At 42.6% G+C, this 15,149-nt stretch carries 12 protein-coding genes; 5 read left to right on the forward strand and 7 right to left on the reverse strand.

What is annotated here, in order from left to right:
* Positions 1-89: 89 nt before the first annotated feature.
* Positions 90-497, forward strand: coding sequence for a helix-turn-helix domain-containing protein (locus ABIB39_RS03190; protein WP_354427231.1), 408 nt, complete (start codon positions 90-92; stop codon positions 495-497).
* An 83-nt stretch (positions 498-580) separates the two neighbouring features.
* Here the strand turns inward: ABIB39_RS03190 and ABIB39_RS03195 are convergent, their stop codons facing one another.
* The 5 genes from ABIB39_RS03195 to ABIB39_RS03215 all read right to left on the reverse strand — a co-directional run bounded on the left by ABIB39_RS03195 (position 581) and on the right by ABIB39_RS03215 (position 3,348).
* Positions 581-1,183 carry a hypothetical protein gene (locus tag ABIB39_RS03195; RefSeq protein WP_354427232.1) on the reverse strand — a complete coding sequence of 201 codons (603 nt, stop codon included), beginning with the start codon at positions 1,181-1,183 and terminating at the stop codon, positions 581-583.
* Between the two features lie 40 nt (positions 1,184-1,223).
* Positions 1,224-2,204, reverse strand: a complete 981-nt coding sequence (locus ABIB39_RS03200) for a relaxase/mobilization nuclease domain-containing protein (RefSeq protein ID WP_354427234.1) — start codon at positions 2,202-2,204, stop codon at positions 1,224-1,226.
* A complete protein-coding gene (locus ABIB39_RS03205) occupies positions 2,194-2,589 on the reverse strand; it encodes a plasmid mobilization protein (protein ID WP_354427236.1) in 396 nt (131 codons plus the stop codon). Before ABIB39_RS03205 ends, ABIB39_RS03200 begins: the two co-directional genes overlap by 11 nt.
* A 181-nt stretch (positions 2,590-2,770) precedes the next feature.
* A complete protein-coding gene (locus ABIB39_RS03210; RefSeq protein ID WP_354427238.1) occupies positions 2,771-3,085 on the reverse strand; it encodes a hypothetical protein in 315 nt (104 codons plus the stop codon).
* Positions 3,082-3,348 (reverse strand): helix-turn-helix domain-containing protein, encoded by a 267-nt coding sequence (locus tag ABIB39_RS03215; protein WP_354427240.1) that lies wholly within the window; start codon positions 3,346-3,348, stop codon positions 3,082-3,084. The genes ABIB39_RS03210 and ABIB39_RS03215 overlap by 4 nt, the downstream gene beginning before the upstream one ends.
* A 298-nt stretch (positions 3,349-3,646) precedes the next feature.
* Here ABIB39_RS03215 and ABIB39_RS03220 point away from each other — a divergent pair, with 298 nt between their 5' ends.
* The 3 genes from ABIB39_RS03220 to ABIB39_RS03230 all read left to right on the forward strand — a co-directional run bounded on the left by ABIB39_RS03220 (position 3,647) and on the right by ABIB39_RS03230 (position 10,169).
* Positions 3,647-4,342 (forward strand): hypothetical protein, encoded by a 696-nt coding sequence (locus tag ABIB39_RS03220; RefSeq protein WP_354427241.1) that lies wholly within the window; start codon positions 3,647-3,649, stop codon positions 4,340-4,342.
* 932 nt (positions 4,343-5,274) lie between these two features.
* Entirely contained in the window at positions 5,275-8,502 is a 3,228-nt protein-coding gene (locus ABIB39_RS03225; RefSeq protein ID WP_354427243.1) for a SusC/RagA family TonB-linked outer membrane protein, read from the forward strand.
* A 20-nt stretch (positions 8,503-8,522) separates the two neighbouring features.
* Positions 8,523-10,169, forward strand: a complete 1,647-nt coding sequence (locus ABIB39_RS03230) for a RagB/SusD family nutrient uptake outer membrane protein (protein WP_354427245.1) — start codon at positions 8,523-8,525, stop codon at positions 10,167-10,169.
* Between the two features lie 138 nt (positions 10,170-10,307).
* Here the strand turns inward: ABIB39_RS03230 and ABIB39_RS03235 are convergent, their stop codons facing one another.
* Together ABIB39_RS03235 and ABIB39_RS03240 are read right to left on the reverse strand one after the other, a co-directional pair.
* Positions 10,308-10,568 (reverse strand): KwaA family protein, encoded by a 261-nt coding sequence (locus ABIB39_RS03235; RefSeq protein WP_502916156.1) that lies wholly within the window; start codon positions 10,566-10,568, stop codon positions 10,308-10,310.
* A 750-nt stretch (positions 10,569-11,318) separates the two neighbouring features.
* Entirely contained in the window at positions 11,319-14,093 is a 2,775-nt protein-coding gene (locus ABIB39_RS03240; protein ID WP_354427248.1) for a TonB-dependent receptor, read from the reverse strand.
* A 274-nt stretch (positions 14,094-14,367) separates the two neighbouring features.
* Between ABIB39_RS03240 and ABIB39_RS03245 the strand changes: the two genes are divergently transcribed.
* Entirely contained in the window at positions 14,368-15,039 is a 672-nt protein-coding gene (locus ABIB39_RS03245) for a MarC family protein (protein ID WP_354427250.1), read from the forward strand.
* Positions 15,040-15,149: the final 110 nt, after the last annotated feature.

Below are 15,149 nucleotides of genomic sequence, written 5' to 3' on the forward strand. Positions count from 1 at the left end.
GAATAAGCATGTGTCAAACCCATAACGTGAGTATTTTACCCACCAACCTGTTATATTTACCATTAAGAAAACTTTGTATATTTGAAGCTATGGAAGCATTTACCAAACCAACAAATACCAACATCGGGCGAAAAATTGGCCGTATCCGCGAGTTAAGGGGAATTAAGCAGGAAACCCTCGCGTCTGAATTAGGGGTTAGTCAGCAATCTGTTTCCCGTATGGAACAAAGCGACATTTTAGAAGATGATGTTTTAGAAAAGATAGCCAAGGTTTTAGGGGTAACGGCAGATGCTATAAAGAATTTTAGCGAAGAAGCTGTGGTCAATTATTTTAATACTTTTAATCAATCAGTTTCCAGTAGTAATTTTGGTCATAACAACACATGTACTTTCAATCCTTTAGATAAATTGGTTGAACTTTTTGAAGAAAATAAAAAGCTCTACGAACGCCTACTCCAAGCAGAAAAGGAAAAGATTGAGCTTTTAAAAGGCAAGTAATCTGTATAGTAATTTAACATCGCAAAAACGGGAGCCGGTTTTACTGCCGCTCCCGCCCACAATATCAATCTAACAGGATTATCTTATTTGCCTGACTTCACTTTTTCCAATTTTTCCTTTGCCGCTTTCTGGTCTTTGTCTGCTTGTTCTGCTTGGGCTTGAGCTGCGATAATAGCATTCTGTTTATCCATTTGCTTCTGTGCCTGTTCTGTAAAGCCATTCGGATCTGCGGCTAATTTCGTTTCAATAGTCTTTGATATTTCGGGGTACAGCGCCCTGACCAGCCAATAATTATAAGCCTCACTATTTAATCTGTTATTTTGATGATTGAGGTATAACGCTGTTCCGATTGATCCGGCAGTAACGATAAAACCACATACGATGCCAATAATCAAAGTCTTTGACAAGGCACCGAAATGATGGCTTGTTTTGACACCGATAACCTTTGGTATGGTTGCCATAATCCGTTTTATTTCATCGATTTGCTCCTGAATTTTCTGATCATTATACCGTTTATTGGCTATTTCAATCCGGGCGGCAATGCTTTCCAACGTTACCTTGTACTGTTCTAAAAAGGTCTTTAGGAAATCAGCCATACCCGATTCTATCACATTCATCCTACCTACAAATCCTTGAAGCAGTTCTTCCATCATGGTAACTTTTTCTTCTAATTCTTCATTTTGCATAACTCTTTATTTTAAAGTTCATTCTAATTTTAATAATTCATTACCGGCTGATCCCTTGTGATTGGGACTGCTCGGCCTCATGTTTCTTGCGTTTTCTACGGGCTATATCCGCATCACCTATTGGGTCGGGGGTCGCTCCCGCAAATTGTGGTTCTAACAAAATTTGCAGCAGCCCTTTACCGCCGTCTGGGCTATGATGATATTCGGCCTGAACACTCTGCCGAATGGCCTCACGCAATTGGCTGGCTACCAATGGCTCATTTGCTTTCATTGCGGCGTGATAAAGATGTACGTGCTGGTTACGATTCAGGGTAGCATCTATCTTAGCGTAGCTCAAACTCCGGTCAATAGCGGAACCTTTCATTTTAATGTCCCCCTTTTCAAACGAGATGCCTTGCACCTCCTTAGTGCCACTACGGAATTTATAGGCAATGCCAACACCCTGCTTAGCCAGTTCTGCTTCCATGCCTTTCCAGGTGGTAGCAGTTTTCATGGATGCTTTTATCGCATCATAGAGTTCGTACCTGATCTTTTCTTTGCCTTTCAATGCTTGTCGGTTCACCAGGTCTTTACCCTCGCCCAAATGGTAGCCGTGTTTCAACGTGATTTCCTTACAAGCTTTGACATTCTTCGCAAAGTTGTTTTTGTCGGTGATGGTCTTGCCAGTGTTATCAACCCTGTTGTAAACCAAATGCAGATGCGGGTGATCCCGGTCGCTATGACGTACGATTACATACTGTGTATTACGGATGCCTACTTTTTCCATATACTCTTTTGCCCGTTCCACCATGATTTCATCGCTTAGCTTAGATAGGTCTTCCTTACTCCAACTGAGTACCAAATGCCCAACTGCTTTACCCAACTCCGGCTGCATTTTACGTTGCAGGTTAAAATCATGGGCGAGGGTACTGGCATTTTGCATCCTTACGCCTTCGGCTGCCAGTATCTTCGCCTCCTGCTTATCGACCACGTAGCGGATACATCCGCCAAAACTTCTCCCTGTGATTGGTTTACCCATCATGACTGCCAATTTTAGTTAACAATTCTTCGATCTGTTTAAGCATCGCCTGACATTTTAAAGCCAGCGAAAATATTCCGGTAACATGAGCCAGGTGGGTTAACTGGTTGAGGTTGTTAGCAAGTCCTGCCAGCATCCTGAACCATCCGCTTTCCTCGGCGGTAAAGCGCGGAAAAACCTTGGCGCTCTTAGCCGCCCTTCGAAACCATTCGCTCGGTTTTAGCCCGGCATTTTTTGCACGGCCTTCAATCAATATCCTTTCCGTTGGGGTTAAGCGTACCATTAAAAAATCACTTCGCCTGATCGTTTTCTTTGGTCTTCCGGGAGGCCGCCTTTTAGTCAAAGTCTTATTTTCAGTAATTGCTGTCATAAATTTATTCCTTTTCATTCTTAAAAAATCGACCAACGGGAGCGAGTTCCGGATCACCCCAGCGGGTGTATCCGGGTTTTTGTGTAGCAAAAACATTAACTCGCTCCCTGCACCGGGGCTAAAAGCCCCTCCTGTTAGCCGGTACTACGTACCGCCATGTATACAACTATTTGTCTATACCGTGATTGTCCCGGATGCCTTACGGCATCGGGCAATCACGCCAGTATACCAGGCTTCCCCTTACTGGGTCGTAGGATGGCTGGTAACGGATGTAGCCATACCTATCCAGTTCCCGGATACATTTATGATAGGTCGCAATGGATGCGATTTTACTAAAGGCCATAAGCTCCCGCCGATTAACAGAAAAGGGACTTATGAATCCGTCACGCTGAAAGCAAACGAATATGGCTGTGAACAAACTGATATGCGTTGCATAAAGGTGCTGGTCTTTGCTCATCCGCCGCACCCACTTGCTGTAGCCTGCCGTTTCTTTAAGCTTTGTTGTTTTTATCATTGCAAGCCTCCTTCCAACAGTTTATGGATGTCCTCTAATTTGTAATACATCATGCCGCCTATCTTGGTGTAGCGCAGTGTGCCATTGATACGCAGGTTTTGTAATGTGCCTGGTGAAATATTTAACAGCTTTCTTACTTCGTTGCTTTTCAGCCATTGCTTGCTTTGCCCTTGCCCCGGCTGGACTATGGCTTTAATTTCTGTTAGTAGTTCGCTTTTAAATTGCTTTAAATCTTCTTTGGTAATTAATTCGATTGCTGTCATTTTGGTTAATGTTTTACAGTTAAAAATATTTTATCCCCTGCCTGTTCAGGCAATGGTTTGGTTATTCCAAGAATTGGATGAAGGGCTGGTGATACTTTTAGAAAGGACTAAGGTAAATATATGTTTTGATAAATTAAAATATCAACAAAACATTTTAGTATCTTTGAACTATCATTAACCAATAGGCTAATTTGATTTGATTACTTTTGGTAGTATTTGCATTTTGTCCTTATGGTGTTAAATAAGCATTACCTACCAAAATCGTTCAAAAGGCATCAGAAAAAATTATTTTAAAAAAGTGTATAAAATCGCCTATAAAACTTATTTGAATGAACGGCTGAAAGAGGTTGACTTTCACGGAAAGCTTACTCATCCTTTGTACTTACAGCTTACGTTTGAAAGAAAGACTATTTTTTTTAAGAGTTACTATTTTGAGCTATTTTCCAAGCCCCGGTACTTGTTAACGGTTCCCGGTGTTGGTTCTAAAGGCCCATCTATGGATGAGGTGATCGCAAAAGAAATGGAAGTGCTTAATTTTATTGTGGATAAGCACAAGGAAGATTTCTCATTAGAAGTATTTAAGCAGGCTTACGCCTATTATAGTAAAGATTTGTGCGATTTAACCGAAAAAGGATTTATGGATTACTTATATGTTTTTTTTCATGATGAGGGCTTGTCTGCACTGTCTGAAACCATGAGGCATGGGGGGAAATATAGCGTCGCCTATGATGTGATTAGGGATATGAAACGTGCGTTTAATAAAATATTATATGATAAGCTGGTGGATAACTCCTTTTATTATGCACCGCCATATATGCCCTTATATGGTTTTATGCGGCAGACTAAAAGATGGCCGATGCTTATACTCTCTGTTATGGAATGGGAGAGGCCGGAAACAAAAGTCGCTTTTAGGGAGTATGCAGTATCATACTACCCGACAATGAATGTTGATGAGTTGATATGTCAGGTTAATAAGTGGCCGGATTACCTTTAGCAAAAGGGAAAAAAAATGTCGGGATATGCTGACGTAATGCCCGCTAAAATCTACCTGAATTGATTAATTAAATTGCTATAAATCGCATTAATTCGTATATTTGAGTTAAGTCAATTACAGTCAAATAGTTGCAAAAAATTGGTGAGCATTTGGTGAGCATCATTTTTTAACAAAGTAAAAACATTGATTTTCAACGATATAAAGGAATAGTTCGAGTCCCGTCCATTCCGCTGATTATGTTATCAAAAACATCGAAAAGGCCTTTAATCGTAGATTAAGGGCCTTTTTCGTTTCAAAGTTTCCCCTACGGGCTACCAAAGCAGACTAGTCGGATAATCCGGAAGATTTGATCAGGCGATTCTGGTAATGAAGAGCATCGATTTGTGTTATGCCTTTAGAAATTTTTTATTAATAGTTTATGAATTATTACAGCACACCAAGCAACGGTCGGTCAATAACTTCCTGATGAACACAATAGACGCACTTTGTGCTGACCGTCTCTACCTAAAAAACCATCCCTAAACGTCGTTAAGGAACTAACGACAATCAATTAGTTTAGCTGATTAAACGAACTTACGTTATTATAATATAAGGTAAGGTTATTTTTAAATATCCCAAAATGTACGTTAAATACTATCAAAAGTCAAATAATCTTAAAAAAATTAAAATTAAATCCGCAATAGCGGCAATAAAGTATTTTTAGAAGCGATTTTTAGACTTAAGATTATTCTTTTAGGCGTTAAATTAATTATTTATATATAAATCTTTATGAATTATATAAAAATATCTGCGATTTTACAAAGTTTACCTAATTTCTAATCATTTATTACTAACGTTTTTACCAATAAAGTAAAAGTTTGTCCCCAATTGTAATATAAATGTTACATCAGTATATTGTGTTAATTAACTTTTAACTCTAACTGATCAAATTCATGAAAAAAAATTTACTCAAAATTTTTATTGGGATTGTTATGGTCTTTTCCAGTCTCGCAGCCCAATCTCAAACCCGCACAATTACGGGTGTTGTAGTAGCCCAGGATGATGGTTTACCCATACCGGGCGTAAGTGTGGCTGTTAAAGCTACCGGTATTGGTACCCAAACCTCAGCAGAAGGAAAATATTCACTAACGGTGCCTGCCGGAGCCACCACCATAACTTTCAGTTTCATTGGCTACACCACCGCCGAACTACCCCTGACAGGCAGTGTGATCAATGTAAAACTGATCACTGCTAACCGGCAGCTTACAGAGGTGGTAGTTACCGGATCTGGTGTGGCTACCAGTAAGGCAAAACTTGGTATCTCGGTAGAATCTGTTTCGTCAAAAAACCTGCCCCAGGCACCTACGGCTTCTATAGACCAAGCACTGGTAGGTAAAATTCCTGGTGCGCAAATATCCTCGGTTGATGGTACGCCAGGGGCCCGCACAAACATTGTACTCAGAGGTATCAATACCATACAGCGGGGTACATCTCCAATGATACTGGTTGATGGTGTTGAATCGGGAGCTACCGATATCAGCTTACTTGATCTGAGCAATGTAGATCGGATTGAAGTAGTGCAGGGAGCTGCATCGTCTACCATTTATGGTGCACAGGGTGCCAACGGTGTTATCCAGATCTTTACCAAAAAAGGCCAGCAAGGCAAACCGCAAATTAATATATCAAGCAGTGTGGCAGCCAGTAGCATTATTAATAGCGGCAATGTACACCAGGCAAAATTAACCAGCTTTAAAACAGATGACAGGGGCAACTTTGTAGATAATGATGGTAATATTATAGCTTTGGATGAGAACGGGACCTATCCCGGGGTAACCTGGGCTTTCCCTGCCGGTAACGGAAACCCAACAGCAATGTCAAATCCACTAAATATTGCTGACAAACCTTACGGCACAAACCTCAAATACTACGACCACATCCAGCAACTCTTCCGTACGGCATATACTACCAATAACAGCGTAAATGTATCTGGCGCTACAGATAAGTTTGATTACAATATAGGTCTAACCAATAACCACCAGCAAAGTACCATACGTACCAACGGCTATAACGATCGTACAAACCTTGTGAGCAATTTAGGCATTGAGCTTTTTAAGGGCTTCACCTTACGATCAGTAACGCAGTTAATTTATAACCGCAGCACGCTCAACAGGAGCTTAGGCGTCGGTAATTCTGGCGGGCTATTTAATGCTTTAAACTCTTCACCTTTTTATAACTTTAATCAAACACTGGCAGACGGTACACTTCCGTTCTCTTTAAACTCCGGAACGGTGAGTGTAAACGGAAGCAACCCTTTTTATTATACCGAATATGGCAGCACGCGTGATAACCGGGTAGATATATTACAAAACATACAGGCGAGCTATAAGGTCAACAAATTTGTTGAGCTGAGTGCCAAATATGGCTTAAACTACAGCAACCGTGAAGCCAATTACATCTATCAGAATCAGTCCGCCAACATTGCCTCGCAAAACCTGAATACTTTTACCAGCAATTATAATGGTGAGAACACAGGTGAGTTAAACAAAAACAGCTATAAAACTACTTTTAAAAACTTCAATGCTTCGGCTACTATCCGTACCGATTTTGAGAAAGATTTTCATATAAACCTGCCGATAACAACTTCCACATTACTGCAGTATGATTACCGAAAAAACAATTACGAAGAGTTTGACACTTACGGTTTAGGTTTGCCAAGTTATCCCATCTTCAACTTTAACCAAACCCAAACACAGTCGGTTGCTTTTGACTATACAGAACCATTTGTAACTTATGGTTACGTGGTTAATCAAAAAATTGACGTTGGTGAATATGGAGGTGTATCAGGTGGTTTCCGGAGCGATTACTCATCTGCATTTGGTCAGGGTTCAAAACCGTTTACTTTCCCCAATGCCAACGTTTACATCCGCCCTTCTTCTTTTGGTTTCTGGAAAAACAGTGGTTTAGGCCGCAGGGTTTCTGAATTTAAATTGAGGGCCGCATATGGTAAAGCCGGGATACAGCCACAGCCATTTGACAGGTATCCGGTGCTGGTTCCTCAAAACCTGGGCACTAACCTGGCTTTTGCCCTGCAAAACGCTAGCAAAAATTCAAATCTTAATGTAGAGGTATCACGCGAAATTGAGGCTGGTACCGATTTCTCCTTAAACGGATGGAGCGGCAAATGGCTTTCTGTATTCAATTTTAGTGCAACCTACTGGACACGTAAAGGAACAGATGTAATTTACGATGTGGCTGTGCCGCCATCTACAGGTGCAAGCACTTTCAAAACCAACGCTCTTTCACTTTCGTCAAACGGTTTCCAGGCATCGTTAAATATTAATGTATTACACTCTAAAAATTTCAATTGGAACTTTACCACCAACTTCAGTCATCAAACATCTAAAATAGATGCTATTGACGGCCCATCCATTATCCTGGCAAGTTCCGCAGGCAGCACACAGCTTACTTTAAATGCTGGCACTAAAATTGGCCAGATATACGGTTATAAAGCTTTAACTAGCCTTACTCAGCTAAACCAAAGTGGCGTGAGGTACATTGCTGATGCTGATTTGGGTAATTATGAAATTGTGAACGGGATGGTTGTCGATAAAACAACCAAAGGTGTACAATTTACCAACGAGGCATACTCATTTGGCGACCCTAACCCTAAATTCAACATGTCTTTTATCAACAGCCTTAATTACAAACAGCTAAGCTTAAGCTTCCAGTTTGATTGGGTGCATGGTAGCCACCTTTATAACCAAACAAAAGAGTGGATGTATCGTGACGGGATAAGCAGCGATTACGACGTTCCTGTAACGATAGGTGGCACAACAGCAGCTTACACTGCATACTACAGAAGTATTTATGCCGATTATTTTGGGGCACGTAACGGCCCTGCACGTAATGGTACTAAAGATTATTTTTATGAAGATGCTTCATTTGTGCGGTTAAGAAATGTGAGTTTGTCCTACGACTTTTCCGGGATAATTAAAAACAAGGTCTTCAGAAAGGTGCAATTAACCTTCACTGGGCGTAACTTATTAACCTTTACTAAGTACACCGGGTTTGACCCCGAAATTAGTACCGGTAATTCCAATTCGGCGTTTGACCGAGGGGTTGACAACAGTTCGTCTCCCAACCTGAAGTCTTATCAAATAGGATTAAACCTTGGATTTTAATGGACCTTAAATTTTTAGAAATGAAAAACTATAAAATATTATCAACCTGGCTTTTAACCGCGGTTTTGCTGGGTACCGCATCTTGTAAAAAAGAACTTGATGTAAAAAACCCTAACTCCCCTACTTTAGAACAGGCGGGTACGGAGTCCGGTATCATTTCATTGGCATCAGGAGGGATTTACCTATCGGGCTTTAACGGAAGTAACCCGTCCGTTTTAAACGGACTGAATGCGCTGGGCGACAGCTATTTTTCGCAGGGCATTCAATATCATGAATTACTGGGCGACAACATTGGTGCCGAGGCATCCAATATTAACATCAACGTAGTGAACCTGCCGGATTATGCCATATTTGATGACAATACCAAAACCACCAATTCATCCCCGCAAAAATCAGTGTTACGTATCAGTAATACCCGCGATAAACGCCCCTCAAACGTATTTTACCTGGAGTGGACTTACATGTATGGCCTAAACAATGCCTGCAACCAGGTACTGGCACTGGTAGACGATATAAAGTTTAGCGGCGATGAGGCTACTAAGAAGAATACCATTAAAGCCTGGTGCTACTGGTGGAAGGGTTTTGCCTATAGTAAATTAGGCTCTTTATATTATGCAGGTCTCATCAACGATAAAGTAAACGGAATCACATCCGCCTATGTAAACAGCGCGGCGCTTATTGCCGAATCGGATAAAAACCTTGATGCCGCAGCGGCTTTGTTAACAGGTATAACAAACACTGCAGATTACCAGGTAGTAATGGAGAAGCTGATCCCAAGTTTTGTTCAAACAGGTAACGGCACGGTGCCTAACCCGACCATGTTTGTGCATAACATTAATTCTTTAAAAGCCCGGAACATTGTAGCCAACAAAAAGGTGGTCGATATGACATCAGCAGACTGGAGCAAAGTGCTCACATTGGTAAACAGCGGTATAACCAGTTCCGACAATGTGTTTGCAGGCCGTACTTCGGTATCAAACGGGTTCTTTTCGGCAACCGGCGGCTCCGTAGCTGCTCTAACTACCGGCCCGCCCAAATCAAGCACATTTAAAATCAGCGAGCGCTTTATTCAGAGTTACCAAACCGGCGATAAACGTTTGAGCAACAACTTCACCGCCATAACGCCATATTTAAATCAGGTAGGCGGATTTACGTTCAGTACGAGGTGGCAGCTGGAAGACGGCGGAAAAAATCTGCCCGGTGTGCAGGTACTCAGCGACCGTACCCCCGGTAACTATCAGCTTTACATCGGCCCATCATACGAGGAGAACGAATTAATGAAAGCTGAGGCCCTGATAAATACGGGCAGCGTCCCCGCAGCGCTGCAAAGTATAGATAATGTGCGTGCCGCACAGGGTGCAGGGTTGGCACCATTAGCCGGCACAAACCTGAGTACTGCCCAGGCAACCGCCATGCTAAGAAGCGAACGCCGCGTTGCACTGGTATTCAGGGGACTGGCATTTTACGATGCCCGCCGCTACGGTATCATATACGATATTTCAAAAGGAGGTGGCATAACCGATGCGGTAATTGTTGGCAGCACCGGCACTGTAAGTACCCATGCTACTATCAATTACAACTTCCTTGATTATTGGGATGTTCCTGCTGACGAAGCAGTTTTAAATCCACCTGATGCTGGTAGCGCCCCTATCGTTAACCCTAACTAATAATACCGAAACTATCTTCTTTATATCAGTTAATATTTAATACCCCAAAAGGCCGCGTAGTTTTCGCGGCCTTTTTTGTTTTTCGGAGTACCGCGGCTAAAGCGCTTTCCTCATCAAGGTAATAGGCCAGCGGCTGCATTAGATATTTTTTACGAAATAAATGTTATCAGCTAGAAAGATGTTATAAACTGTATCGCCGGTCTGAAGCGCCTGTTTGGAAATAAAAATAGCACCGCTTGTTTCCCTCGTATCCACTTGATACAGTCGGTAGCCCAATAAAGCCAAAAACGGGTTCTTGTAAAATAGATTGGTTCGGACAAATATGGCACCGATGAGAAACAGCAGCGGGATCGTCATCACCAGATCCCTTCCCTCCAGCTTCATTCGCAGAAAAGGCACGGTATATTGGTCAAGAAGGTCAGGTGCTCAAAGTTTTAAAGTCTATTTTCCTGATCGTTATGGGCAGGTCAGACGGTCCTTGCAGCAGGTACAGGAAGTGCCAAAAGCAAAGGTCGCCGATTAATAAAAGACTAGTGAGCTGAGTGAGATCGGGTTAGGCCGGACAAAGTTCCAGATGTCGTCAGGACGCAGTTTCTCCAGTGATTATTCCTTTGACCATCATACACTTTTGACGATTGCGCTAAGCTGAAAAATAACGGTGTCAGAATACGTCGTATTCTGGATAGGCTCCGAGCCCTTAGGAGAATCGAACCCCTCTCAATCATCATTTAAATGAGCCACAACTGATCTATTTGTTGTGTAATTATCTTCGATTAGACATTTAAATTTTAGTAAAAATTTAAAGAATCTGTATATTATTTTATATATTTAATCAACGATTTAGAGTCATTACATTTTTTTTGCGTGATTCATAAAGTACTTAGATTTTTTAAATATAATATTCAGATAATGAATGACTTATGAACTCAGTTCATGACCCGTCCATTCCGCAGGAAAAATTAAACGCTTAGATTTATCTAAGCGTTTTTTTGTTTTAAGATTTTTTAAGGTCAACAGGTTATAATATCTACCTATCATCCCTACAGCCTTAGATACCGGCCGTTTCGCAAAGCAAAAGCCCTTTAGATGGATGTCTAAAGGGCTTTTTTATTTATATTAAGTGATACCGTATCTTTTATTGAAAGCGCTTTAAAAGTTAAAACCCATTCTTAAAAAGACACGGCGGCCATTTTGCCCCATTTGCACGGCATCAAACGGGCCGGCAGGTTCATTGTTGTACGCCCAGCCTTTTGCGCCCACAACATAACCCAAGTCCGGGTGTACGTTAAAAATGTTATCGGCACCAATAGATATGCGTGCAGCTTTATTAAGCCTGTAACCAAAGTAAAGGTCGCTTACGGCTTTTCCGCTATAAATGTACTGGTCGGGTACTTGCGCGCTGCCGTTATCAAGCGGTACCGTTGGGCTAAGCGTAGTGCCGTCGCCGTAACCTAAAAGGTCTATTTTGCCAAAGTAGGTTACGCGTACGCCTACTGTAAAACTTTTATGGCCGTACTCGGGGTTAAGGGCAAATTTTTGCGGAGGTGCCGATGCCAGGATAAACTTCTGCTCGCGGTCGCTCAAAAATGTTTGCTTTAACGCGGGAGTTTTACCCAATATGGGCGGGTAATTTATCTTATCGATATCCATACTCTGGAAGTTACCGGTAAACAATAACCTGTAGCGGTTACTGCCCGCGTTTTTGGTGTAATCAATAACCACGTCTAAACCACGGTTGGTTGTATTAACCGCATTGGCAAAAAATTGTGCCGAGCTTACATGCAGGTTATCGAGTGCGGCGGTAAATGCCGGATCGAGCGTTGCATCCGACGCGCTGAACTGGCCCGAAAGCACCACCCTGTCCTTTACCTTAATAATGTAACCATCAACCGTAAAACTTAATTCGGGGATTGGTTTAAAGGTAAAGCCAATGCCTGCATTTTTTGCGCGCTCCTGTGTAAGGTTAGCGATGCCTGCCGCTTTTGTGATAGGGCTGTAGTTTGGTGCTATCTTCACCTCAGATACAACAGCCCCCTGCACATTAGTGAACGTGTTGCTATAGTTGATCTGTTGTAGTGATGGCGCTCTGAAACCTGTACCTAATGATCCGCGGATGTTGAAGGTGTTGGTAATTTTATAGCGCGTTGCAAACTTTGTGGTAAAGCTCGATCCAAAATCGCTGTAGTGCTCATAGCGGTTGGCAAAATCTATAAGCCATTTTTTAGTTACATCCAGCTCGAGGTCAACAAAGCCGCCAAAAACCGAACGGTTAGCATTTACCGCATCGGCAGGCTGGTAACCGGGGAACCCTTGCGAACCCGCTGCCTTTACGCCGGTAGCATCGTAATTGGTATAAGAAGCCTCTTCGCCGGCAAATATTTTATAACGTTCGTAACGATATTCGGCACCAAAGCCAAGGTTTAGGCCTGCTGCCGCTTTAGGGAAATGCTTACTAAAGTTTAAGTTAGTGGTATTTTGTAAAAACTCCGAGCCGCCATCATCAAAATGTGTTTGCTGCGGGCCTAAAGAGGCGTTAAATGTTTTATCGCCAAAAAAGTGAAATTTGTTATTACCTACATTATTACTAAGGTCCCAATCCAGGTTTTCGCCGATGGTGCCCTTAAGGCCCGCGGCCAAAGCTAAATCGGTATTATGTGTTTGTATATGCGGGTTATAGTACGAATCGCCGCTTGGGTCCTGGAAAATAATGCCGCTAACCGGTATCAGGTCGCCACCGGCATTAGTGGGGAAACGCTCTGGCTTGCCGGAAAAGTTACGGGTAAACGCATAAGCATCTCCTGCTTTGTATGAATAGCCGCCAAAGCTGTAAAAGGTTGTGCGGGTGCCGGCAAGGGGTACTTCATTATTGAAAAATAAAGACCCGCTTGTTGATGAAGCATCGCCATTTGCACGCCTGTATGGGTTAAAAGGCAACGCCTGCAGGTTAGCGGTGGCGGTATCTTTTGTTTGGCGAAACGTTTTACCGCTATTAGCGAAATCGCCGGTTAAATTTAAGAAACCGCCATTATTGCCTATAGCAAAGCCATAATTGGCATCTATGGTAATGCCGTTGCCGTCTATAGCGTTGCCATGGGGGTAGTAAGCAGCTAATACGCCTTTGCCGGTATTAAAGGCAGGGTCATAATAGCCGGAGTAACCTACGTTGGCGGTAAACTCTCCTATATTTTTCTTTAGAACCAAGTTAATAACACCCGCAATAGCATCAGACCCATATTGTGCCGATGCGCCATCGCGCAATATCTCTACCCTGTCTATTGCAGCGGTTGGTATCGAACTAAGGTCAACCCCCGAGTTACCGCGGCCGCGTGTGCCAAATACCGAAACAAAAGCGGTGCTGTGGCGGCGTTTACCGTTAACAAGCACGAGGGTTTGGTCGGGCCCAAGGCCGCGCAGGGTTCCCAGTTCCACGTGGTCGGCGCCATCCGAGCCTGATTGTTTGTTATAGTTGAAAGACGGGGCCGCGTAGTTAAGTATGTCGGTTAGATCAAGGCGCCCGGTATTACTGGATACTTTACTAATGTTCACTACATCAACCGGGACTGCCGTTTCCAGTTTTACACGCCCTGCCGAACGTGTGCCAATAGCTACCACTTCGTTCAGTTGTGAGATCTCTGATGATAAAGAAACATCGATTTTGCTGCGACCATTAACACTTGTAGTTAGCGTTTTATACCCGGTGTAGGTAAACACTATCCCGGCTGATGCCTGTGCCTTAACAGAATAGGTGCCGTTAGCACCCGTAATGGCAACACTGCCACCGTTGGTTACAGTTACGGTTACACCAGGCATGGGCTGGTTAGTGCCTGCATCTGTTACAACGCCGGTAACATTGCCGGTTTGCGCCATTAATGCCGTGGCATTCATAAATAACAATGTGACGATAAGGAGTAGATTTTTCTTCATATATAATAGTTTGGGGTAAATTTATATAACTACAAGGTAATGATTTTGCAATAGTATTTATGTTTACTTAACATATTTTTAATATTATGGCAAAATCGTTCACAGAATGAACGGAGAATTGATGTTATTGGCAAAAATGTCGCGGTAATTACGGGCGTAAAATAATTATACCCCATAGTTGGCGGATAAAAAGGCCTTTTGCAGGGTGATATCTTACCTTTTTTTGATAGTTGCTATGCATAGTATATCTTTATGGGAATATATAAGACACCCGATGCCCGAATTTTACGAATCTTTTGTCCACCTTGTTTTCATTGGTATAATTGCCTTGTTCCCCGTTGTTAACCCAATAGGCTCGGCCTTTATGGTGAGCCCGTATTTTGAGAACCTTACAAAGGGCGAGAAGCGGAAAGCCGTTACCCAAATAACCTTTTACGCTTTTTTGATTTGCACCGTATCGTTATTTGCTGGGCAATGGATCTTGAGGTTGTTCGGCATCTCTATCCCGGTGGTACAGCTGGCGGGAGGCATCATGATCTGTAAAATGGGGTGGGAGTTCCTGTCGTCCGACGAGAAAAAGGCCTCGCCCGAAGACCTTGACGGGCAACCCAATGTATCTGCCTTTAGCCATATCGCTAACAAGCTTTTTTACCCCATTACCTTCCCGGCAACCACGGGCGCGGGCACCATATCCGTACTATTTACCCTAAGCGCCCAAGGCGACGCCATGGGTAGCGCCCGCTATTACATGACCACCGGCGCCATCTTAGTATCTATCGTAGTAATGTGTTCCATGATCTATTTCTTTTACCTCAACACCAAAACCATGATCAATTACCTGGGAGAGAACGGCGAAAACATCGTAAACCGCATCTCGGCATTTTTGATATTTTGTGTGGGCTTGCAGATCGGGATAAGCGGGTTGAAGACGATTTTTAAGTTGTAAGGATATACTATGAAACCGGGATAGTCAATGCTGTATTGATACAGGTTATACACACGGTTCCTATTGATAAGATTAGGCGAGGGTGTTATTACGGAAGTGATTAGTTAAAG

Source organism: Mucilaginibacter sp. UYP27, assembly GCF_040547175.1.
GTDB lineage: Bacteria > Bacteroidota > Bacteroidia > Sphingobacteriales > Sphingobacteriaceae > Mucilaginibacter.